General features: G+C 45.3%; 20 protein-coding genes. 8 read left to right on the forward strand and 12 right to left on the reverse strand.

Annotated features, from left to right (window positions below; genetic code table 11):
• Positions 1-38 precede the first annotated feature (38 nt).
• A complete protein-coding gene (locus ACXABW_RS20485; protein ID WP_457525317.1) occupies positions 39-434 on the forward strand; it encodes a winged helix-turn-helix domain-containing protein in 396 nt (131 codons plus the stop codon).
• Between the two features lie 28 nt (positions 435-462).
• On the opposite strand, the gene ACXABW_RS20490 is transcribed toward ACXABW_RS20485, so the two are convergent.
• Entirely contained in the window at positions 463-1,650 is a 1,188-nt protein-coding gene (locus tag ACXABW_RS20490) for an aromatic amino acid transport family protein (RefSeq protein ID WP_457525319.1), read from the reverse strand.
• Between the two features lie 289 nt (positions 1,651-1,939).
• Complete coding sequence (locus ACXABW_RS20495; RefSeq protein WP_252032305.1) at positions 1,940-2,845, reverse strand: aspartyl/asparaginyl beta-hydroxylase domain-containing protein; 906 nt, start codon at positions 2,843-2,845, stop codon at positions 1,940-1,942.
• 424 nt (positions 2,846-3,269) lie between these two features.
• Between ACXABW_RS20495 and ACXABW_RS20500 the strand changes: the two genes are divergently transcribed.
• A complete protein-coding gene (locus tag ACXABW_RS20500; protein ID WP_457525321.1) occupies positions 3,270-5,018 on the forward strand; it encodes an SgrR family transcriptional regulator in 1,749 nt (582 codons plus the stop codon).
• Positions 5,019-5,067: 49 nt separating this feature from the next.
• Here the strand turns inward: ACXABW_RS20500 and ACXABW_RS20505 are convergent, their stop codons facing one another.
• The 4 genes from ACXABW_RS20505 to ACXABW_RS20520 form a co-directional block, all read right to left on the reverse strand.
• The gene (locus ACXABW_RS20505; RefSeq protein WP_457525323.1) at positions 5,068-5,631 is read right to left on the reverse strand and encodes a DUF4136 domain-containing protein; all 564 of its coding nucleotides are present in this window, start codon (positions 5,629-5,631) and stop codon (positions 5,068-5,070) included.
• Positions 5,632-5,921: 290 nt separating this feature from the next.
• Positions 5,922-6,062 (reverse strand): hypothetical protein, encoded by a 141-nt coding sequence (locus tag ACXABW_RS20510; protein ID WP_252032314.1) that lies wholly within the window; start codon positions 6,060-6,062, stop codon positions 5,922-5,924.
• Between the two features lie 206 nt (positions 6,063-6,268).
• Positions 6,269-6,856, reverse strand: a complete 588-nt coding sequence (sigZ, locus tag ACXABW_RS20515; RefSeq protein WP_457525324.1) for an RNA polymerase sigma factor SigZ — start codon at positions 6,854-6,856, stop codon at positions 6,269-6,271.
• Positions 6,828-7,121 carry an ArsR/SmtB family transcription factor gene (locus ACXABW_RS20520; RefSeq protein WP_252032320.1) on the reverse strand — a complete coding sequence of 98 codons (294 nt, stop codon included), beginning with the start codon at positions 7,119-7,121 and terminating at the stop codon, positions 6,828-6,830. The genes sigZ and ACXABW_RS20520 overlap by 29 nt, the downstream gene beginning before the upstream one ends.
• A 262-nt stretch (positions 7,122-7,383) precedes the next feature.
• On the opposite strand from ACXABW_RS20520, the gene ACXABW_RS20525 reads away from it, so the two are divergent.
• The gene (locus ACXABW_RS20525; RefSeq protein WP_457525326.1) at positions 7,384-8,460 is read left to right on the forward strand and encodes a permease; all 1,077 of its coding nucleotides are present in this window, start codon (positions 7,384-7,386) and stop codon (positions 8,458-8,460) included.
• A 166-nt stretch (positions 8,461-8,626) separates the two neighbouring features.
• A complete protein-coding gene (locus tag ACXABW_RS20530; protein ID WP_457525328.1) occupies positions 8,627-8,923 on the forward strand; it encodes a hypothetical protein in 297 nt (98 codons plus the stop codon).
• A gap of 69 nt (positions 8,924-8,992) precedes the next feature.
• Here ACXABW_RS20530 and ACXABW_RS20535 read toward each other — a convergent pair whose 3' ends face one another.
• Positions 8,993-9,325 carry a helix-turn-helix domain-containing protein gene (locus ACXABW_RS20535; RefSeq protein WP_265689768.1) on the reverse strand — a complete coding sequence of 111 codons (333 nt, stop codon included), beginning with the start codon at positions 9,323-9,325 and terminating at the stop codon, positions 8,993-8,995.
• Between the two features lie 141 nt (positions 9,326-9,466).
• On the opposite strand from ACXABW_RS20535, the gene ACXABW_RS20540 reads away from it, so the two are divergent.
• Entirely contained in the window at positions 9,467-9,787 is a 321-nt protein-coding gene (locus ACXABW_RS20540) for a hypothetical protein (RefSeq protein ID WP_252032332.1), read from the forward strand.
• A 5-nt stretch (positions 9,788-9,792) separates the two neighbouring features.
• Here ACXABW_RS20540 and ACXABW_RS20545 read toward each other — a convergent pair whose 3' ends face one another.
• Complete coding sequence (locus ACXABW_RS20545; RefSeq protein WP_457525330.1) at positions 9,793-10,239, reverse strand: hypothetical protein; 447 nt, start codon at positions 10,237-10,239, stop codon at positions 9,793-9,795.
• A 35-nt stretch (positions 10,240-10,274) separates the two neighbouring features.
• Positions 10,275-11,024 (reverse strand): phosphatase PAP2 family protein, encoded by a 750-nt coding sequence (locus ACXABW_RS20550; RefSeq protein WP_252032338.1) that lies wholly within the window; start codon positions 11,022-11,024, stop codon positions 10,275-10,277.
• A gap of 330 nt (positions 11,025-11,354) precedes the next feature.
• Here ACXABW_RS20550 and ACXABW_RS20555 point away from each other — a divergent pair, with 330 nt between their 5' ends.
• The 3 genes from ACXABW_RS20555 to speB all read left to right on the forward strand — a co-directional run bounded on the left by ACXABW_RS20555 (position 11,355) and on the right by speB (position 15,249).
• Complete coding sequence (locus ACXABW_RS20555; protein ID WP_457525332.1) at positions 11,355-12,185, forward strand: HDOD domain-containing protein; 831 nt, start codon at positions 11,355-11,357, stop codon at positions 12,183-12,185.
• A gap of 220 nt (positions 12,186-12,405) precedes the next feature.
• Complete coding sequence (speA, locus tag ACXABW_RS20560) at positions 12,406-14,316, forward strand: arginine decarboxylase (protein WP_252032344.1); 1,911 nt, start codon at positions 12,406-12,408, stop codon at positions 14,314-14,316.
• Complete coding sequence (gene speB, locus ACXABW_RS20565; protein WP_252032347.1) at positions 14,317-15,249, forward strand: agmatinase; 933 nt, start codon at positions 14,317-14,319, stop codon at positions 15,247-15,249.
• Positions 15,250-15,295: 46 nt separating this feature from the next.
• Here the strand turns inward: speB and glgB are convergent, their stop codons facing one another.
• The 3 genes from glgB to ACXABW_RS20580 all read right to left on the reverse strand — a co-directional run bounded on the left by glgB (position 15,296) and on the right by ACXABW_RS20580 (position 22,388).
• Positions 15,296-17,476, reverse strand: a complete 2,181-nt coding sequence (gene glgB, locus ACXABW_RS20570; RefSeq protein WP_457525335.1) for a 1,4-alpha-glucan branching protein GlgB — start codon at positions 17,474-17,476, stop codon at positions 15,296-15,298.
• Positions 17,477-17,652: 176 nt separating this feature from the next.
• Complete coding sequence (malQ, locus tag ACXABW_RS20575; RefSeq protein ID WP_457525336.1) at positions 17,653-19,833, reverse strand: 4-alpha-glucanotransferase; 2,181 nt, start codon at positions 19,831-19,833, stop codon at positions 17,653-17,655.
• A 101-nt stretch (positions 19,834-19,934) separates the two neighbouring features.
• The gene (locus ACXABW_RS20580; protein WP_252032356.1) at positions 19,935-22,388 is read right to left on the reverse strand and encodes a glycogen/starch/alpha-glucan phosphorylase; all 2,454 of its coding nucleotides are present in this window, start codon (positions 22,386-22,388) and stop codon (positions 19,935-19,937) included.
• Positions 22,389-22,579: the final 191 nt, after the last annotated feature.

Below are 22,579 nucleotides of genomic sequence, written 5' to 3' on the forward strand. Positions count from 1 at the left end.
TAAATATTTAATTACTCCCCACTCAGTAGGATTAATTTATGTTAACGAATAAAGATTGCCCCGAAATCCCCTGCTTTCTCTGCAATATATTGCAGAAAATTCCACAATGGCTGGATTTAAACATCCCATATGAAGGCTTTGAAATCATCGAGGGGAAAGTGTATCTGCATACTCAATCAGGTAGTTTTTTGTGCGGAAATAACATCGTAAGGGCACTGTGTTATTTGAGTCAAAATAAAGACATTGTTATATCGAGAGACGAGCTAGAAACGCACATATGGCAAGGTATTACAGTTGGCCCGAGTAGCCTCCCCGTTCTGATCCATGAACTGCGCCGCGTGCTGCAGGTAACCAGTTACGAGCTAGTTACAGTAAGAAATAAAGGCTTTATCTTAAGGAAAAAACCACAACGGATTCATTATGGTTCTTCCTGACAGGCGAAGTAAATGGCAATCGAAATGATTAGTAAAAGGATAAATAAGCAAAGGAAGAGCTCATGGCCACCCAATAACATGCCACCAAACTCCCCCTAATGCGACTAGGGCGACAGAAGATCTTGGAGTCTGTCTGGCACATCCAAGGAACCACTACACACCATACCGAACCGAACAAAATCGACACACTACTGATGGCAAAGACGTACCCCTTAGGGTCTATCGCGATAAACAATAGCGGCGGAAAAAAAATGATAAAACTGGCTCTTAACATCGCCGGAAAAGTTCGCGTTTGTTTGGCATATACAATATGGCTAAATAAATAATCCAGTAGCCCTTTACTCACTCCATACAAAGGAGGCAACAGCAGCGAAAGTAAGAACAAGTAAGCAACTTGATGACCGATACCTGCATTTTGAAACAGTTGAGAAACAAAGCTTTCCGGAGATACGCTCTGGTTCATCAACTCGAGAAGACTGCTTTGACCTAAGGAGACAAAAACGAAAAAGATCCAGGCTAGACTGATGACGAAAATGAGCATAACGCCTATCTGAATTGATTTGAGTGTCGAATAGCAGCAGCACTTGTGCAATCGGGTGATATTGAATAGCACCTGTTGAAAGCCAAAGCCCACGGCAAAGAAAACAGGAACTAACTCAATCAAAGCCAACGGCTGAATATCGAGCGATGATCTCATCATTAACTCAATACTAGGGCACTCATTAATCATTAAGTAAAGCATTGTGCCAAACAAAATCAGGTTAGCACTGCGCATCAACCAACTTATACACCTCTCGTCTACCCACAATAAACAGGCGAACCCCACACATAAAATGAATGCGAACCACCATTGCTGCCCACCGATATCCATTATGCCCACCACCGAACTGGAGATAATCGAAGTAAACGCGTAAATAAGCAGTATCAAAGAAAAAACAACTAAGCCATCCACCACCCTCAAAGCTTGGATACCTAGGTTAGATTTTATTATTGCGCGTAAGTCTGAATTAGGGTTCGCTTCTATCAACAATAACTGGTGCCGACTAGCTTCATAGCTAATATACATAGTCATAATTAGCAATATTAGAACACCTGAAAACCAGACTTTAGCAGCCAGAATAGGAAGAATAATCAAGCCTATCCCCACACTGGAACCAAATATGACTGAAGAGCCGGTAATTATTCTTGTATTGATCACATTAAAACTTTTCATCATTCACACTTCCATTGTTATTAAATTCAGACAGAACCATAACAACAGAGAGAATATAAGTTCATTTAGTAAACTAGATTTAAAATTATTTGATAGTAAAAACCTAATTTAAGGTTTAATACATTAAATCTAGTAAAATATAGAAGGTAAGATTAGATATATAAGAGTGTCGAAAAACAAAATATAAGATTGACGAAGGTAGAAGAAGGTGAGCCGTATTAAAGGGGGATCACCTCCCCCATTAAGGAGGAGGTAGGTGCTTTATAGCAGATTAGAGCGACGCTTTTGTGCCCTAGAACGCATTGTAGAAGCCAAATAAAACCAGTCCCAAAGCACAAAACTTAAACGTCACATAAAGTGGTTTGTTCCAAGCCTTAAACTTTCTCATGTTGGTGCGGTAACTCTTATGGACAGGGGTAATCTTATTGCCAAGCCCAGTCTTGGTTGAATCGATATTATCTACAAAAAACAAGCTATTAAATGTTTTCGCGAAGTAGTAATACATTTTTTGGATTAGCTTACTTCTTAACGGGCGATCAATATCAGACATCAATATGATTCGAGGTTTGTCGCTGTCATTATGCGTATGGTGGGCATAAGTTTCATCGAATAAAATTGACTCACCGTCGTTCCAAGTGTGCCATTGCCCATCGACTGAAATAGCGCAGTCTTCCGATTTCGGCGTGCTTAAGCCAAGAGAGTAACGCAAGCTCAAAGCAAATGGGTCGTGGTGTTTACCTAGGCGTTTACCCGGATTCAAACACGCAAATAACGCTAGGTTCATGCCTGGTACTTGCTCAATCAATTCCATCGTTTTTGGTGCAAGCTCTCGAGCGGATGGAATATCACAATCGTAGACTTTCAAATAAAAGCTAGTCCAACGGTTGTCTTTGTAGAAGCTACTGGCGGGTAGATCATTTTTAATCGCGATATGCCCATTTTCATACAGAGCAAGCGCTTCTTCTCTGATCACTTCCCAATTATCCTGCAAAATATCCAGTTCCGGAAAGTGTTTACGATCGACAAAAGGGGTCAATGGAACTTTAGAGAGCAAGTAAAGAGGAACATTCATCGGCACCATAAAGGTGGAAAAATCCGACATCTGACGTTTTAAACCAAAACGATCCTTATTGCGGATACGGATAAAAACAATCGAGCCGATATAGATCGATATAACGACAAAAGCAAAAGTAAGCATAATACCTAGACCAAAATTATGAAGGAATTCAGTATAGGAAAGTGTTAGATAAACTTAAATGCTTTGTTACACAATTATTGGGAGCAAAATCTGAAATTGCGATCTGATTGCTTGGTGGTATCTATCACCTCACTGAGAACTCACATTCAACCATTAGGTAGTCAACGATCTAATTGACGGTTTTAATAATAGAGATTCACTAAATTAAATTTAACATTTTTGCGAAAGTGACCAGTATTAAATAAGGAACAAACTCGAGACAAAGACATCAGAACACCTTCCTCAATATTACCGAACCCTTTTGTAAGCCCTTGATAAAGAAACACTCAAGCTAAAAGAGGAACAATCCATACCCAATCACTTCTGCATTTATTGCTGCAAATTGAGGTAAAATAGCAATACTAGGCTGGTTGAGGCTCGATATATGTCTGATTTAAATTTACTGCGTTACTACACTCGACTTACCCCACTAGGGGTTGGAGAAGAGATCAAAACCTCTCTAACCGACATTTCAGAGCTTCTATTTACCAGCCTGCGTCATGCGCGCAACTTAATGAATCAAATGCATGATATGGAGTGGCTTGCGTGGTCTCCACAAGTCGGCCGCAATAAACGTTCAAGCTTAGTGCTTAACTACGATTTGGTTGAACTCAAGCACCACTTGGCCACAAAACGCATCACAGCAGGTAAATACGAGAAAGCGCTGGCCATACTCGACAACGATGAAACTGAATTTGGTCGACTGCTGCAAAATACATCGGGAACCTCGCTGCGAGAAGGTCGTTTGCATTTACAGCTCACCTATAAACGCTCTTTTGAACGCCTTGTTCCTCACCAGTTGCATCGCAGCAGTGAGCGCTACCTAATGAGGCAAATCTATTGCTGCTTAGTCCAAAGCAACAAACATGGTCAATTGTGCCCTCAACTCGCTCATCACTGGCAGCATGATGAATCAGCAACCCAGTGGAGCTTTTATTTGCGCCCAGGGCTAACGTTTCACAACGGTGCGGCTATTGATGCAGATGCCATCGTTAGTCTATTTGCCAAGCTTTCTAGCCTGCCGGAGTACCAAGTTGAACTAGGACATTTAAGCAATGTATCAGCGCCTAATCCTCTAAAGGTTGTATTTTCACTATCAAAGCCAGATTTTGGTTTTGGTGGACTCATCTCCGGGGTTCGCTATTCGATTCAACCAACCAGCCAAGTAAATAACGCCCAAACGTTAAGTGTGATTGGCAGCGGGCCTTTTTCCGTCGCCGAGCACTCCGAATCGCGACTTAAATTACAAGCGTTCGACCGATACTACGAATGCCGTGCATTAACCGATGAAGTATCTATTTGGCTATTTAAGGAAAAAGACAAACAGCAGCTGATCACAACGAATCAGCCCGGCGCTGGCTTAGATACGGGGTGCAATCACTTTATCGCCAAAGAAGGTGAGCAACAGCACGACTCCGATATCAAACATAGCCATGTCGAAGATGGTTGTATGTTCGTGCTCTTCAACCAGCAAAGCCACTCACCGACCAATTTAGAGCAGCGACGCTACCTAGCGAGTTTGCTTTCACCTGAGGCTATTCACCACCAGTTGCATCAACAAGGTCGACTGTTTGGGTGCGAGCTCGCCGGTAATCTACTACCAATTTGGCATAAGGTTTTGCGCCCCTTTAGCCAAGTCGCTCCCTTACCTAAGTTGCTTTCCATTGCGACCTACGATTACATTGCAGGCATCAACTGCGCCTTATGCGTTCAGACTCTTTTGGAAGCACAAGGCGTCGAAGTTGAAGTCAATATCTACTCCTATCGCGATTTGGTAGGTAAAGCGCAGCGTAAAGAGTTAAGCGAAGATTTAATCATCACCAATATCAACCTAGACGACAACCGACATGCATCGGCGTTTGGGAGCCTGTTTAGTAACGATGTACTGCATTACGCGATTGGCGAGCAAGCTCAACAGTGGTTATCCGAATCGTTAGAATCATTGAGGGCATCTACGCCACTAGAAGAGTATTTGCACGCGCTGGAGCCCATTGCTTGTACCTTAATTTCCGAGCATCACCTCACACCACTGTTCCATCATAGGCAAACGCTACGCTTTCACGGTGTGCTCAAGGACGTTGCATTAACCAACTGGGGCTGGCCAGACATTCGTAACGTATGGTCGACCAATTAAAAAGCCACAGCATAAATGCTGTGGCTTACAGGTAAACAAGAACGATAAGTTACTGCTGAGTTGGCACTGAGTTCATCATACGTTTAACCAAGTCAGTTGCGAGCGACTGGCGCGTCTCCTCATCAACATCATTGTCCAATGGGCGCTGTGCAAGCGCTTTCCATATTGGGAGTTCCACACGATGTTGGTAAATAGCGATATATAACGACCCTTTTTCCACCATATCACCATCGCTGTCTACCGCTTCAATGCCCGTCGAAAGTAGAGTCTGAGCAAAAATATCCTTATCGTTGAGCTGTGATTGTTGAGCAATGGCAATGCCGACAAGTAAGTCAGCTTCAGCTGGCGTAGAAACTAATTGGTAACCTTTACTAAGAAGCTGTTGTTCGACCAAGGCATGATACAGCTGAGAGGCTTGCTGAGCGCGTTGTTTGTTCTTTACAGAAATCACGCCTGATTTCTCGTGCCAAGCAAATGTGCGACTACCCGCAAAGGAGGCTTCGTCACCACTGACGACAATACCAAAATCAATAGGTAACGGCGTTTGAGTCGAAGTCGTACATCCCGCCAAAAGAACGGCTAGAACAACCCAGAATTTTGCAAATAACGTCATCTTAACTCCTTGTGGTTAACGCTCAATCAGTCTGAATGCGTTTACTAGAGAGTTCAATGACAAAATACCGAGATCGAGAGATCATTCCCGTTTGCGGATAAATGAAATGAGAAAAAGCGCGGGTGATAAGTTTATTATTCTCGTTAGAATCACATGTTTAGATTGATGGATATATAATTATAAAAGTACGCTATAGAAAATATATTCATTAAAATGGATAACGACATTAAATCGCTTCAATAATTTTAATACCCATCAATTTATTGTTTCGTTTGCTTAACCCCTAATTTTTATTCTGATGCATCCACCCCCGTACAGAGCAACTCTGCTGCGAAAACGCCTGTGCTAAAGGTAATCCCAGCAAACAATAGGACAATGGTGTACTTACTCGCAATCACACCTAAACCGATGGTATTGATCACTCTCTCCATAATCGCTCCCTTTTTATCTCTAAGTGAATTTACTAAAGGTATTTTCTAAGAAATAAAGCGAATGGATTTTGACCTTGGACAATATATAAATAAGGCTTAAACAACCAATTGCAATAAAAGCCGTTTGAGCCGTATTTTTACAACTCATTACAAATAATAAAGCTCGCTAAAATAACAGAGTGTCACGCTATATATTTAAAATCCGATTAGCATTGACGACACTTGCCGTCGTCTTTCCGTTCATAGTCGACGACGCTGCCATTTTTGTCCAAAGAGAAGTGGCAACAATCCTCAAACAAGGCTTTCAGCTCGCTGCGGCTTTTCTGTACACGAGACTTAAGCGTGGAATAGCTTATCCCTTCAGCTTCCGCTAGCGCTTTCTGACTTTGCCCTTCTAAATCGACCGCTGACAGCAAACTCGCATTAGATTCCGGTAATGCCTGAATAAATGGAGCGATGCACGCAGACATCTCTTGTTCCAGTTCTCGTTCACCATTTTCAAACCACAAGTCATCGGTTTCTAATTCTTGATCGCGCTGATTGCGCGCTCGCTTACGGTAAAAGTCGATAATAGTTCGGTTAGCGACCTGAAATAGCCACGACTTGATACTGTCTGCATCTTTCAACGTAGACAGGTTTTGATAAGTCTTGATAAGTATCTCTTGCAGTAAATCCTCCACATCTTCATGGTGGTTCACTTTAGAGTACAGGAACGACTTCAACGACTGCTGATACTCGCCCCAAACTTGTTCTAATTGGATAGGATCAGCAGCTTTCATCAGCGCAGCACTCATCTTGTAGAAAACCAATCACACCCTCGAGACACTGATATTCCGCGACACAGTATAAGGTGCGTCCTTCTCGACGTTGACTGATCAGCCCAGCTGAAGCCAAGCTCGAAATGTGATGGGAAAGCGTTGAGCCAGGAATTCCAAGCTGCTCTTGCAAGCGTCCTACTGCCGTACCTTGATAGCCCGCTTTGACCACGCTTTTGTATATTGAAAGCCGGATTGGGTGACCCAGCTCTTTCAACGCCTTCGCGACAGTTTCCAGTTCCATACATTACCTCTTGAGTCAATAATTCGATAATAGTCGAAATATATAACTAAAACAACTTTTTCTCACCCTCCCTACCTAACACTTTGATTTATAATGAATGTACAAATTATTTCGAATTTTATCGAAATAATTTCTTGACCAACTCGTGAACATTTCTATAATTCGAGAAAAGTCGAAATGAAAAAATCATTTCTTAGCCGCTGAGATGATCTAACACAAGAGCACTTTCAATCATCTCAGTGTATCGAATTGGAGTAACACTATGAGTAACGAACTAATGACCATGGCTACAGACGCGCTCGACATGTTTGCGTTCTTGGCCACAGAACTGATTATCCTATTCCTTGCGATCAGCTACATTGTGGGGATTTTGCAAGAATTCCTAACGCCGGAAAAAATCCAATCTATCTTGAGCTCTCGAAACGGTAAAGGGTATGTGGTTGCGGCTTTACTGGGTGCAATAACACCGTTTTGTTCATGCTCTACTATCCCATTCCTAAAGGGCTTGCTAAGAGCGCGAGCTGGGTTTGGGCCTATGATGGTGTTTCTATTCGGTAGCCCATTGCTCAACCCAGTGATCATTGGTTTATTTGTGATCACCTTTGGCTGGAAGGTTGCGGTATTCTACTTTGCAATTGCTATGTTCGTATCGGTTGCAGCAGGCTATGTATTAGAGAAACTTGGCTTCGAACGCTACGTTAAACCAGAAGCATACCAAGCCGCTGAAGCATCAAGTTGTGGAACCAGCTGTGGCGACAGCAAACCTGTAGAGAAAGTAACCAGCAGTTGCGCGACGTCAAGCTGCGGAGAAGCAAAACCAGCAATAGCTAAAGAATCTAGCTGTGGTGAAAAATCGGAAACCGTAGAAGTCTCTTGCTGCTCTTCAGACGGTAGCGCTACAGCGACAATCGTAGAGAAAAAAGAACCAAGCCGTTGGATGCGCATTTGGCTATCGACTTGGAAAGACTTTAAACAAGTATTCCCATACTTGATGTTAGGTATCGCCATTGGTTCTTTCATCTACGGATTTATACCAACGGATCTGATTGCAGAGTATGCAGGCGCTGGCAAATGGTATGCAATTCCTGTCGCAGCTATTATTGGTATCCCTCTGTACATTCGTGCGGAAGCCGTGATTCCTCTAAGCGCCGCATTAGTACAAAAAGGGATGGCACTTGGATCTGTCATGGCGCTGATCATCGGTAGTGCGGGTGCAAGCTTAACCGAGGTGATTTTACTTAAATCCATCTTTAAGAACCAAATGATTGCCGCATTCCTCACTGTGATTCTCAGCATGGCGATCGGTGCAGGCTTCCTATACAGCTTTATGTTTGGCTAAAAACGGCCGCACACAAACAAAAAAGCCCAGCGATTTCGCTGGGCTTTTTACTGTTTTTTCACCACTCTTTTGCTTAACATCAAATCCACTAATTATTTTAGGCTTGAACATTATTCCTTGTTCTACACTCATTGCTGGCGGGAACTCAATCAGTAAGGGAGGCGTTATGATAGCAAAGCAAAGGAACTACATCGTTCAAGGAAAAACCAATCTCCACGCGTTGGTTCAAGTGAACCCTATTGGAGAGCTTGACGTTGAAATTGTAGAAACACACAAGCACCACCACACCGACTTTGAAAATCTGTCGTTCAAGCGTTCAGGGAGCAGGACTCTATTGGTTGGTCGAGATGCCAAACAAGCCAAACCTTGGCAGGTCACCCTAGCAAGCCAAGATGCCGACGAGCTCAACCACCTTATTCAAGAAGCAAATGAGGAATTCGAGACCCTTATGCGCGATCTCTAATAAGACGACGTTAAGGCCCGTTTCTGCGGGCCTTTATTGTATAGTTTTCTGTGCGACCCCAACTTCCAATTAGCTTTTGTCCGCTTGCCTATCAAGAAATATCATCACCATAAGCTTAACCAACAACTGCCGAGCTTCGTTGTTAAGCATCCGACTCGCAGACGCAACATCTTCGGTACTGACCTGCTGCACGTCCATCATGTCGAGCGCGACATCAAGGTCTGTCATTTCCAACGCGCGTAGGATTGCTCGGTACTGGGACAACCGCATATCCGCTTCACCACGCTCAATTCGCTGATAAGTCTTTTCACTCATACCCGCAATTGATGCGATTTTTTCACGTGAAATGCCCGCTTGTTTGCGCCGCTTAATCAATACGCCCACGATAGGTTCCTGTGACATAGATCTCTCCTCTCAGGACAAGCTTGTCCTTTATCACGCAAAAAGCGGTCCATGTTTTCCTACAGGTATTTACGTTATATGAACTTTATATAAGATGTCGCCCGCTTAAAAAGAGCTTAAATTTCAAAGGGTTTTCAAATCATGAAAAAAGCGCAGGATTTGTCCGTTGCAGAATGCGAACGCCTCAATACCAATATGAGAATAATTCGCCGCCTAATTGCAGCCACACCTTGCGTTAACTCAGCACTTGCAACGTCCACCCCCAAAAGCCAGCTGATGATGAGTCAACGTCGATTGATGACTTATAAAGAAGTGCTGCTACATCAAGATAGCCTTGATCAAACTGAACTAGACAATGCCTTCCACCAACTCTCCGATGCCGAGAAACTTGTAGCCCAGCAAGGGCAGGACATTCTTACTATCGCAATTAAAGAAATCGATGGGTTGTTGTCGGCAAGCTAAAACACTTATTGGCAGTAATCACTAATAAGCTGATTTGGCGCGGGCTCTAGCGTGAAGTGTTGGAGGACACCTTCAATCGGTGCATCAGCATAGGTGGCAACTACAAAATCGTAGTAAGGGGTTTCTACAGCCTCTTGCAGCCAAAATTCATCATAGCCACGCTTGGCCATGATCAAGGTGTAATCAGGCACGTTAAGCGTGTCTATCTCACTGCTCGATACAATGGTGATTTCAGGGTGGTTAGCCGCAAACTGATTCAGTTGATAAGACCAATCAGCATACCACTCGCCTTCTAATTGTGGGCTATGGCCTAGAACCGCAACAGGCTGATTTTTTGAATATTGTAGACAGATAGAGTGTTTAGGCTGGGCGTGTTCCACTTCAGGAGCACACCCTGAAATAAAAACCACACTGATAAATGATAAACCCGTGAGCCAACCCGCTGTCTTCATTGAGAAATGCTTATTCTAAGAGCAACTTATTATAGTTATAGACTATGTCTGACTCGTTCCGGAAGTTTTTCTAACAGTTTTGTACCCACCACACTAAAGCTAGGCAGCAACGCATATACAACAAAGATAAACAGAACCGATCCAATGAGGTCTATTGGTCGGTGCATACCAAGCCATAATCGGCTGTATGCGACCCCTAGCGCCCAAATCAACAGCCCAGCGGTCAAAACGTAACGTTTATGTTGTAGGAATAGCCCACCAAAAAATGCGATACAGATTGCGACAAAGATCGTGTGGCCAGAAGGAAACGAGTAGTCTTTCTCACCTTGCCAGTGTCTGGTGCGCCATTCACTGACATTGTCAGAAATGCGGTCAATGACTTGTTCTCTTTGCTTATCATCTAGACGATAGAAATGAGCGGGCTCAGGAATGATTAGCTGCTGTGCAATCAATTCTGTGTACGGTCTTGGGCTTTCCGTCATGTGCTTCAACCCAGTTTTGCTTGCAAAACCAATCACCAAAATCACACCAAGCTGAAACAACTTCGTCAGCAATTGATCAGCCGGCAGCTTCAAGTGCAGCATGAACGCACAAAGCACAGCTAAAGTGATCAAAAAGCCTTTACTACCAGCGGAATCAGTAAGCAGTGTAAAAAACAAACCTGTCGTGTCTGTCACAGGTGACAACAAATCTGAGCTTGGGGTAAAAATCACCATAGGTGCGATAAGCACAAGCAATACCACCAGCAAAGCCAAACCTTTGTTTTTATGTTTTAACACAGTCATTTAAAGAATTCGCAACACAGCAATTTAGAGATGATGCATCTTATCTGAGCACAACCCTAACAGTTTCAATTTGCTGTCAATTTGAGGAAAAATCACGGTATTGCCCGCGCTCCGCTGCTATGAAATCGGCTCCAAGCCAGGCCATTACATTGTGTCATTTAGTTTCTGGCTACCCATCGCAATTTCAGCGTGACTTTGGGCTCAATAGCGATCATTGCCTATAGTTAAATATCACAACGAAAAGTTGGCGACGGCTAAAGCAAGCTAGTCACCAGAAAATATGAATATCACAGTGGGAAGTGAATTCACCAATAACAAGAGAGACAAAGGATGAGTCAATCTACACTTATTTCACGCTTAAATGAGCTGCCGCGAATTGAAAGCGTACTGCAAGAACTGCTGGATATGGTCAATCAGGAAGAAGTCAATTTTGTCGCTTTGGCAAACAAGATCTCGATGGACCAAGTGCTCAGCGCTCGACTACTTCGTATGGCGAACTCCGCTTACTTCGGGGGAGTGAGACAAGTATCTTCAGCCCACGATGCTATCTCAAGGGTGGGCATTGGGCCCGTTCGAACCTTAGTCGTAGTATCTGTACTCACAAGCACGTTCCCTAACGTGAAAACACTCAACCTTGATGAGTATTGGGCCAATACTTTCGAAGTGTCGGTACTTTCGAGCAAACTCGCCGGTATTTCAGGGCTGGATCCTAACGCGGTCTTTACCATTGGTATTTTGCACAATATTGGCGAACTGATGATCCACACCCTAGTACCCAATGAAGTTGCCAAAATCGAACAACTGATAGAACAAGGCGTAGACCCTATCGCGGCGCAAGAACAAGTCCTTGATATTTCAGCGCCATCGCTTGGTGCCTTGTTGGCTCGAAGCTGGCAGTTCCCAGAAGAAATGGTCGATGCCATCGAGCATTTCAATGAGCCAAGAGAAGCTGAGCTGTCACCGCAAATCGCGGTCATTCTGCATTTCGCTCGCACCATCAATACCCATTGGGACGAGTTACCCAGCACCCAACAAAAAAGCCTGTATTTGGCTCAGCACCCCGATGCAAGGTTACTCAATGTGCCACCTTCATTTGTCGACACCATCGAGCAATTTAAGGGGCATGGCCGTGATTTGGCGGCTCATATGATGGCCGCATAAGTCTTTAAAGTCAGTGGGTTACCATCCATTCGAACTCACTGACTTACCCCACCCGACTCATCACTCTACGTTAATCGTCACGACAAATATTTTTCATTAGACTCCACACCCATTTTATCCGTTAATGCGCCTGACTTTTGAGGCTGTCCTAGCCCAAAGCAGGTGTGATTTCAGAACATTCTGAACTCAGATTTTTCTCTCTGTTCTTGCGAGATAAGCTGTGGAACAAGTATCCAAACTAGACCGCGTTCGCGCTGATTACAATGTTCAACACTGGAGCCAAGGCTTCTATGGTATTGATGACAACGGTGAAGTGTATGTATCACCGACCAGCGACAAAACGCACCAAGTGCCTTTTAGCAACATCGTCAATCAACTGGAAGAACGTCAACTAAACCTACCAGTTCTGGTTCGCTTCCCGCAGATTCTGCACCAGCGAGTGCATAACGTTTGCCAAGCATTTAACCAAGCGATTGAAGAATACCAGTACCAGAACAACTACTTGTTGGTTTACCCAATTAAAGTAAACCAGCAGAAAGAAGTCGTTGACGAGATCTTAGCTAGCCAAGCAAAGCTTGAAACCAAACAGCTTGGGCTAGAGGCCGGCAGCAAACCTGAACTACTCGCAGTACTAGCGTTAGCTCAGCAAGCCAGCTCCGTTATTGTATGTAACGGTTACAAAGACAGAGAGTACATTCGCCTAGCGTTAATCGGTGAAAAGCTAGGACACAAAGTATTCATCGTTTTAGAAAAGCTATCTGAGCTGGACTTAGTGCTAAAAGAAGCGAAAAACCTTGGTGTGAAACCACGCTTGGGTATTCGAATCCGACTTGCTTCTCAAGGCGCAGGTAAATGGCAAGCCAGTGGCGGCGAAAAATCGAAGTTCGGGTTATCGGCGTCTCAGGTTCTGACTGTCATTGAACGTTTAAAGCGTGAAGAACAATTGGATGCGATGCAGCTAGTGCATTTCCACCTAGGTTCGCAAATGGCCAATATTCGCGATGTGCGCAACGGTGTGAATGAATCGGCTCGCTTCTACTGTGAGCTGCGTGGTATGGGCGCCAATATTGATTTCTTCGACATTGGTGGCGGTTTGGCCGTCGATTACGACGGTACACGCAGCCAGTCTTCGAACTCGATGAACTATGGGCTCGCCGAGTACGCTAGAAACATTGTTTCCACTGTGGGCGATGTGTGTCAGCAATATGAACAGCCAATGCCAGTCATCATCTCGGAATCGGGTCGCTCTATTACTGCTCATCATGCGGTGTTGATCACCAATGTGATTGGTAACGAAGCGTACCATCCAGAAGAAATGATTGCTCCAGAGCAGGCTGCCCCTACGCTGTTGCAAAACATGTGGCGCAACTGGGAAAACTTACAAGACGGGACTGACGCTCGTGCATTGATTGAGATTTACAACGATACACAAAGCGACTTAGCCGAAGTGCACTCGCAGTTTGCGATGGGGCTGCTAAACCTCCAGCAACGAGCGTGGGCAGAGCAATTGTCTCTGCGTATCTACTTCGAGCTCAGCCGCCAAATGAGCAACAAAAATCGTTTTCATCGACCGATTTTGGATGAGTTGAACGAGCGACTAGCCGATAAATTCTTTGTGAATTTTTCGCTATTCCAATCACTGCCAGATGCATGGGGTATCGATCAGGTATTCCCTGTATTGCCTCTGTCCGGTTTGGAAAACGTAGAAGACCGACGCGCTGTAATGCTCGACATTACGTGTGATTCAGATGGCGCGATTGAGCAGTACGTTGAAGGTCAAGGCATAGAAACCACATTGCCAGTACCCGCGTTTGATAAAGACAAACCGTATCTGATGGGCTTTTTCCTAGTGGGAGCATACCAAGAGATCTTGGGTGACATGCACAACTTATTTGGTGACACCCATAGCGCAGTAGTCAACGTCGATGAAAGCGGTAAAGCAGTGATCGAATCCATTAATGAAGGCGATTCAGTTGAAGATATGATGCGCTACGTTCACATTGACGTAGATAAAATTCGCACCAATTACCGTGAACTGGTAAGCCAACGAGTTGCGATTGAAGAGCAACAAAACGTGCTCGATGAACTTGAGCAAGGCTTAAGTGGTTATACTTATTTAGAGGATTTCTAAATGAATGATTTGTTTAGCAAAACTGATTATTCACTGTACTCAAATGCAATGACATTTGTGCGCCGCCCTTACGTGAAAAATCCAGTAAGTGCCGACGCCGATGTAGTAGTACTCGGTGTACCGCTTGATATGGCGACATCGGGACGCCCTGGCGCTCGTATGGGGCCAGATGCGATTCGCCGCGCTTCGGTTAACCTCGCTTGGGAAGGCAAAAAATTCCCTTGGGACTTTAACGTATTCGAACGCGCGAACGTGATTGATGCGGGCGATTTGGTATTCGACTGTGGCGATGCAGAAGATTTTACTTATCGATTAGAAGCAGCAACGTCTGAAATTCTAAAGAGCGGTAAAACCATGTTGGCGCTAGGTGGTGATCACTTCATTACCCTGCCAATATTGCGCGCTTATGCTAAGCACCATGGCGAGATGGCATTGATTCACTTCGATGCCCATACCGACACGTATGCTAATGGCAGTGCGTATGACCATGGCACTATGTTCTATCATGCGCCAAACGAAGGGCTAATTTCAGCGAAGCACTCGGTTCAAATTGGTATTCGTACGGAATACGAGCAAGAAGACCATGGCTTTAATGTTATTAATGCGATGCAAGCCAATGACCTAAGCGCAGAAGAAATTGTCGCGCAAATAAAGGACATCATTGGTGATAAACCAGTGTATGTTACGTTCGACATCGACTGTCTGGATCCAGCATTCGCACCAGGAACCGGAACACCGGTTTGCGGTGGGTTGAACTCCGACAAAGTGCTGAAAATCCTACGCGGTTTAGCCGGCGTTAATATTGTTGGCATGGATGTGGTTGAAGTTGCCCCACCGTACGACCAAAGCGATGTTACCGCGTTAGCAGGGGCCACCATCGCACTTGAATTGCTGTACGCTTGGTCGGTAGGTAAAACCGCTGACAATGAGTAAAAACTAAAAGGGAGCCATCGGCTCCCTTTTTAATTCACACTGTAAATCAGCTTAGCTTGTAGAATACCGTGCTCAAAGGAGGTAAGCGTAAGGAAATCGACTGCGATAACCCTTGGCTCTCTACTGATTGTGTCTTGGCTGCTGAATAGGCCTCATAGTCGCTGCCATTGTATTTCCCATCATCGGTATTAAGCAGCAATTGATACTCGCCTTCAAATGGGACACCAAGGACAAATTCATCGTGAGGCACTGGAGTAAAGTTGGTCACCACCAGCACACGCTCACCGTTATCACTAATCCTTTCGTGGGCTAAGATACTCGCTTCAGAAGCGTCTTGTAGTCTCCACTCAAACCCACGCGGTTCACTATCAAGCTCATGCAACGCGCGCTCATTACGGTACAGTTGGTTCAAATCACGAGTAAGCGACTGAATACCTTGGTGACGTTCGAACTCAAGTAAGAACCACTGCAACTGATCGTCATGATTCCACTCCGCCGTTTGACCAATTTCCGCCCCCATAAAGTTGAGCTTTTTACCCGGCTGACCATACATGTAACCCATGTAAGCACGAAGGTTCGCCGTTTGCTGCCACTCATCGCCAGGCATTTTGTTGTGGATGGAACCTTTACCGTAAACGACTTCATCATGCGATAACGACAACACATAGTTTTCGCTGTGGGCATACACTAACGGGAATGTAATGGTGTCGTGATGGTACTTACGGTGGACAGGGTCTTCTTTAATGTAAGACAAGCTATCGTGCATCCAACCCATGTTCCATTTGAAGCCAAAACCTAAACCACCCATAAAGGTGGGAGCAGATACCCCAGGGAAAGCGGTTGATTCTTCTGCAATCGTCATCGCATTGGGGAAGTATTTGTACACTTCCTCATTCATCCACTTCAATGTCGCGATTGCATCGTAGTTCTCGTTACCACCGTCCACATTTGGAATCCATTGATCGTGGCTACGTGAGTAATCGAGATACAGCATCGACGCAACCGCATCAACACGAATGCCATCGATATGGAACTGTTCAAACCAATACAACGCATTGGAGACTAGGAAACGGCGTACATGCTCACGCCCTAAATCGTAAATGTACGAGTTCCAGTCTTGATGCCAACCACGACGAGGATCCGGATCGTGGAACAGTGGTGTACCATCGAAATTCGCTAAACCGTGATCATCTGATGGGAAGTGTGCTGGTACCCAATCCAATACAACACCAATTCCAGCTAGGTGACACTGCTCAACGAAATATTTGAAATCATCTGGCGAACCAAATCGGCTGGTTGGCGCAAACAAGCCAACAGGTTGATAACCCCAAGAACCGTAGAATGGATGCTCTGAAACTGGCATCAGTTCAACGTGGGTGTAGCCAAGATCGACCAGATAAGGTACTAACTGATCCGCTAAATCACGGTAGTTTAGAAAATCGCCGTTAGCATCGCGTTTCCATGAGCCAGCATGAAGTTCATAGAACGACAACGCCTCTTTACGCTTTTCGGTAACTGGGCGGCCTTGCCACTCTTGGTCTTGCCACTGGTAACGACTGTGATCATAAGTCACAGAAGAGAAAGATGGATACTGTTCGCTGTAGAAGCCCCAAGGGTCAGCTTTATGCGGTAGCCCTTCACCATCAGGACCTTTCAATTCAAATTTATATTGCGCGCCTTCTTCAAGGTTTGGAATAAACAGTCCCCAAATACCATAGTCGAGACGCTGCATAGGATGACGACGACCATCCCAGCTATTGAAGTTACCCACAAGGCTACACGCCGATGCGTGCGGAGCATACACTAGGAAGCGTGTACCAGAAATTGCCTTACCATCGCGCTCAATCGTAACAAACTGCGATCCCATGTGATAGTACATATCTTTAGGTGTATGAAGGTCATCATACTCTGCGTACAAACCGTGATACTGGTATGGGTCATCCAGCAACTGCTCGGTACCATTCCAATCCACCGCCAGCTGATAATGAGTAAAACGAAGATCGCGTTCTTGCTTCAAGATAAAGCCAGAGTCGAATTCACGCTCCAGCTCGATACGCGCTTCTCCATCAATCACTAACTCGACTTTGTCGGCTCCCGGCATCCATACTCGCAACGCTCCTTGTTCCGATGGAATAAATGGACCTATAAACGAGAATGGGTCGGAAAATGACGCATGTGACAGCTGACTATACGCCTGCGTTATTGTTTTAAGCCCTGTATTTTTCAACCTTATCTCTCCCTAGCCTACTTCTCTAAATTTATAATTTACAAGCAAAAAAGCCCGCTAAAAAGCGGGCCCAAAATTAGCTTGTTAAGTTTACCGGACTCCAGCCACACTTAGAGTGACCGAGTCTAAACTTTTTTATGCAACTGGAGTAATCCAGCTCGATAATTACCCGCACCTTACTTACTCGCTTTCAACCTCACTTCAGTTAAGCGTTTAGCAATTCGGTTTACGTATTCTTGAGCAAAGATTTCATCCAAGTTCATCGATAGTTTACGTCGCCAGTTCGGGTACTCATTCACCGTACCTGGAATATTGACCGGCTTGTCCATTTCTAGCCAATCTTCCAACTGAACACTCAACAAGGTAGAAGAACCCGCCGCGACATGCAGTTGAAGTGCTTCACTTAGGTAAGAGTCCATTGGCACTTTGCTCGCGTCTCGACCTACCCCTTCAGGTAAGTAACCATGCCACGCCACAGAATCTAGAATCCCTTGCTTACTCTTCAAACGGTCGTCAAACAGTGCTTCTAGCTGTTTTTCGTCTGGGTACAGGCCAATTTCACGGCCCATTTTCAGGTCATCACAGTGCCAGAAACCGCGCAAAGTTGGCATATCGTGCGTACACAGTGCCGACATAGATTGCTCAGCGTAATGCGCAGGCGAAATGTAACCACCATCGTCTTCAGATGTTTCGAAGAAGAACACCTTGTATGAGTGAACACCGGCATCACGCAAGATATCAACAATCTCATCAGGTACAGTTCCTAAGTCTTCACCAATCACACTACACTGGTGACGGTGCGATTCTAGAGCCAAGATCGCTAGCATGTCTTCAACTGGGTAGTAGATGTACGCCCCTTGCGTTGCATCTTCACCTTTTGGAATCCACCATAAGCGAAGTAGACCTAAAACGTGATCGATACGCAGTGAACCACAATGCTTCATGTTCGCGCGTAATAGCTTGATGTAAGCGTCGTACCCCGTCGCTTGCAGCACTTGTGGGTTGAGTGGTGGTAAGCCCCAGTTCTGGCCTAGTGGGCCAAGAATATCTGGTGGAGCACCAATGCTTGCATCCAGAACCAAGCTGCCATCATCAGCCCATGTTTCTGCACCAGAGTCTGCTACACCAACGGCTAGGTCGCGGTATAAGCCTACCGACATTCCTTTCTCTTCAGCCAGCTCTTGCGCTTCATTGATCTGAGTATCGGCAACCCATTGCAAGTACATGTATAGGTGCACTTGGTCTTGGTGTTCTTCAATATACTTTTGCACCGCTGTGTTATCGAAGCGGCGGTATTTTTCAGGGAATACAGGCCAGCCCCACACGTTAGAATCTTGTGAGTGCAACTCGATGTGCAGTGCGTCAAAAGCGGCTTGATGAACTAAGCTATCACCGCCTTGTTCAACAAAGTTAAGGAACGCTTGAGCTCTATCGGTATTTTTGTCTAAGTGGCGCTTTTTGAACTCCGTAAACAGCATCGGCAATACGCTGTTTTTCAGCTCTGCCACTTCAGAGTAGTTCACCCAGTGTGAATCACGCGCTTTTTGTAAACGCTGCTGGAACTCCGCGCTGCCTACTTTTTGCTGCGCTTCTGCGCTTAATGCAAACTCAGGAACTGAACTTACATCAATGTATAAGATATTTAGCCAGCGACGAGAAGACGGGCTGTATGGGCTTGCACCCTCAGGGTTCGCTGGGAACAGTGAGTGAATCGGGTTTAGGCCAACAAAGTCACCACCACGTGATGCAACATCTGCTACCAACTGTTTCAGATCACCAAAATCTCCGATGCCCCAGTTATGTTGAGTACGCAGAGTGTAAAGCTGGACGCTCGGGCCCCACATCTTTTTGCCCTGCTCCATTGCAGACTGCTTGAAACACGCTTTTGGCGTCACAATCAGTGTCATTTCGTATGGCGCTTTACGACGCTTACGCGAAATGATCAGCTTGTGATAACCCCATGCCAAGTCGTTTGGCAATGTAAACACTAAAGGGCCACCCTCGGCACGTTCATCACGAACGATTTGAGATTGAAGATAGCCTTCAAGTACCTCTCCTTGCTCTGTTTCTAAACGCCAGCTGAATTCACTCTCTCGAGCGCTCACACCAAGGTTTAGGGCGACTTCAGCGGGTTCACCTTCACGCAATACGAGAACCGGGTCTAGTACGTCTTTCTTATGCTTTTTCTCAGCGGATTTAAGTAAAGCCTGATCATTACTTGTGTCATAACCTAGTGACGCTAATAAGCGAAGCAATGTCTCATCTGAAACTTTTGCTTCATCTCCCCATGCGCTTACATAGCTGTCGGCCAACTTGGCCATTTCAGCGACTTGTTTTAATGCGTTATTGTCTTTCATCGCTCTCTCCGAAGGACTGCTTAAACCTTCAAAATGTAGGGTTAATATAGAGTTATAATCAAATCAGCCAAGGTACTAAGTACCTTGGCTTTTTTATGGAATTAGCGTTTTACTGCTTCTAGTTTCCAGATGTTGTTCACGTAGTCGCGAATACTGCGGTCGGAACTGAATTTGCCCACCAATGCGGTATTCAGAATGGCTTTCTTCGCCCAACCCGCTTGGTCGCGGTACTGCTTGTCCATGTCTTCATGCGCTTTCACGTAAGAAGCGAAATCTGCAAGACATAGGTACGGGTCGCCGCCATCAAGTAGGCTGTCGAACGTCGCGCGAAGTTTACCGTGCTCACCCGGCGTGAACTCATCACCCAGTAGAAGATCTAGAGATGCTTTCAGTAGTGGGTCTGCATTGTAGTAATCGAATGGGTTGTAACCGCGAGCGCGAGTTGCTTCAACACCATCCACTTCTAAGCCGAAGATGTAGATGTTTTCATCGCCGACTTCTTCACGAATTTCTACGTTCGCACCATCCATAGTACCGATAGTCAATGCACCGTTTAGTGCCATCTTCATGTTGCCGGTACCAGATGCTTCTTTACCTGCTGTTGAGATTTGCTCTGACACGTCAGCAGCAGGAATGATGATTTCGGCCATGCTTACGCGGTAGTCAGGGATAAAGACCACTTTCAGCTTGTTGCCGATGCGTGGATCGTTATTCACTTTCTCTGCAATCTTGTTGATTGCGTAGATGATTTCTTTCGCTAGGTGGTAGCCTGGTGCTGCTTTCGCTGCGAAGAACACAACGCGCGGCGCCATATCGAAATCAGGATCGTTCAGCAAACGGTGGTACAGAGACAGAATGTGCAGCATGTTCAGGTGCTGACGCTTGTACTCGTGTAGACGCTTGATTTGAACGTCGAAGATAGCGTTAGTGTCTAGCTCGATACCCATGTTCTCAGATACCCAGTCTGCTAGACGCTGTTTATTCAGCTTCTTAACAGCCATGAATTCTTTTTGGAACTTGGCATCGTCAGCGTACTGTGCAATCGCTTCTAGCTGATCTAACTGAGCTGGCCACTCTGTACCAATCTTTTCTGAAATCAGAGCAGATAAAGCTGGGTTACAGAATTTCAACCAACGACGAGGCGTAATACCGTTTGTCACGTTGTGTAGACGCGTTGGGTATAGCTCATCAAACTCTGGGAATAGGTCGCGTTTTACTAGCTCTGAGTGCAACGCTGCTACGCCGTTCACCGCGTATGAACCAACCACACATAGGTTCGCCATGCGTACCATGCGGTGGAAACCTTCTTGGATGATAGAAAGCTTCTGCTGCTTAGCGACGTCTCCTGGCCACTTCTCACGAACTTCTTGCAAGAACAAGTGGTTGATATGGTAAATAATTTCCATATGACGAGGCAGTAGGCGCTGAATCAAAGATTCGCTCCACGTCTCTAATGCTTCTGGCAGTAGAGTGTGGTTAGTGTAAGCGAATGTCTTAGAACTGATGTCCCAAGCTTCATCCCAACCTAAGCCTTTTTCATCGATAAGAATACGCATCAGTTCAGGAATCGCGATAGTTGGGTGCGTATCGTTTAGCTGAATTGTTTCGTATTTTGGTAGTGAAGCTAGCGTGTGGCCTGCTTCTTCGTGACGACGAAGAATATCACGAACCGACGCTGCACTGTGGAAGTACTGCTGCATCAGGCGCAGAGTCTTACCTTTTTCGTGGTTGTCGTTCGGGTATAGAACCTTAGTGATGTTACCCGCATCGATCAGCGCGTGCTGCGCTTCAAAGTAATCACCGTTGTTAAAGCTTGCTAGCGAAAACGGTGCAATTGCTTGACACTCCCACAAACGAAGTGGGTAAACAGTGTCGCTCTCATAACCTACGATTGGTAAATCCCATGGCATTGCTTTTACTTGCATGCCCGGTACCCAGCGGCGTTTTTCTTTGCCTTCTTCGTGGTACACCTCAACGTGGCCATAGAAACCAATTTCTTGCGCCAGTTCAGGGCGCGCAACTTCCCAAGGGTAACCTTCTACACCACGCCATGCGTCTGGTGCTTCTTGCTGGTGACCTTCTTGGAAAGACTGCTTGAACAAGCCATATTCGTAGTGCAGGCCGTAACCTACTGTTGGGAATTCTTGCGCAGCACATGAGTCCATGAAACATGCCGCTAGTCGGCCTAAGCCACCGTTACCTAGTGATGGGTCACGCTCTTCTTCAAGAAGGTCGGTAAGGTTTTGGCCTAGTTCTTCCATCGCTTGGGTGATTTGCTCGTACAAACCAAGGCTGATCAGGTTGTTACCTGTTAGGCGGCCAATCAAAAATTCTAGAGATAGGTAGTTAACGCTTTTCGCGTTTTTGATCTTTTCATCTTGCTCTGTTTCAAGCAGATCAAAAGTCGTAATTTCTGCCAGTGCACGCCCCATAGCTAGGTACCATGCTCGGCTATCTGCATTTTCTACTGTCGTAGCGTAAGTCGCCGACAAATGCTTTTTAACGCTTTCTTGGAATGAAGCTTTATCAAACTGTTTCTGTTGCGTAGGTTTCATTAGAGAAATCTCACTTATTGGTTTTAATCCATCTGTGACATATCGTGCATGCACAGGGTTTGCAAAACATCCTCCTACTTAAGGGGCTTATTAGGAGGAGGAGTGAGGGCGTAGAGGAGTAGCGACAGGACACTCAGTGATCAAACTCTCATATCTCATCCCATCGGGCATTTCCCTCGTGAGTCAGATCA

Source organism: Vibrio paucivorans, from assembly GCF_054053395.1.

Coding starts and splice junctions, on each gene's coding strand:
- ACXABW_RS20485 (WP_457525317.1), top strand. CDS start 39: ATGTTAACGAATAAAGATTGCCCCGAAATCCCCTGCTTTCTCTGCAAT.
- ACXABW_RS20490 (WP_457525319.1), bottom strand. CDS start 1,650: ATGATGAAAAGTTTTAATGTGATCAATACAAGAATAATTACCGGCTCT.
- ACXABW_RS20495 (WP_252032305.1), bottom strand. CDS start 2,845: ATGCTTACTTTTGCTTTTGTCGTTATATCGATCTATATCGGCTCGATT.
- ACXABW_RS20500 (WP_457525321.1), top strand. CDS start 3,270: ATGTCTGATTTAAATTTACTGCGTTACTACACTCGACTTACCCCACTA.
- ACXABW_RS20505 (WP_457525323.1), bottom strand. CDS start 5,631: ATGACGTTATTTGCAAAATTCTGGGTTGTTCTAGCCGTTCTTTTGGCG.
- ACXABW_RS20510 (WP_252032314.1), bottom strand. CDS start 6,062: ATGGAGAGAGTGATCAATACCATCGGTTTAGGTGTGATTGCGAGTAAG.
- sigZ (WP_457525324.1), bottom strand. CDS start 6,856: ATGAGTGCTGCGCTGATGAAAGCTGCTGATCCTATCCAATTAGAACAA.
- ACXABW_RS20520 (WP_252032320.1), bottom strand. CDS start 7,121: ATGGAACTGGAAACTGTCGCGAAGGCGTTGAAAGAGCTGGGTCACCCA.
- ACXABW_RS20525 (WP_457525326.1), top strand. CDS start 7,384: ATGAGTAACGAACTAATGACCATGGCTACAGACGCGCTCGACATGTTT.
- ACXABW_RS20530 (WP_457525328.1), top strand. CDS start 8,627: ATGATAGCAAAGCAAAGGAACTACATCGTTCAAGGAAAAACCAATCTC.
- ACXABW_RS20535 (WP_265689768.1), bottom strand. CDS start 9,325: ATGTCACAGGAACCTATCGTGGGCGTATTGATTAAGCGGCGCAAACAA.
- ACXABW_RS20540 (WP_252032332.1), top strand. CDS start 9,467: ATGAAAAAAGCGCAGGATTTGTCCGTTGCAGAATGCGAACGCCTCAAT.
- ACXABW_RS20545 (WP_457525330.1), bottom strand. CDS start 10,239: ATGAAGACAGCGGGTTGGCTCACGGGTTTATCATTTATCAGTGTGGTT.
- ACXABW_RS20550 (WP_252032338.1), bottom strand. CDS start 11,024: ATGACTGTGTTAAAACATAAAAACAAAGGTTTGGCTTTGCTGGTGGTA.
- ACXABW_RS20555 (WP_457525332.1), top strand. CDS start 11,355: ATGAGTCAATCTACACTTATTTCACGCTTAAATGAGCTGCCGCGAATT.
- speB (WP_252032347.1), top strand. CDS start 14,317: ATGAATGATTTGTTTAGCAAAACTGATTATTCACTGTACTCAAATGCA.
- malQ (WP_457525336.1), bottom strand. CDS start 19,833: ATGAAAGACAATAACGCATTAAAACAAGTCGCTGAAATGGCCAAGTTG.
- ACXABW_RS20580 (WP_252032356.1), bottom strand. CDS start 22,388: ATGAAACCTACGCAACAGAAACAGTTTGATAAAGCTTCATTCCAAGAA.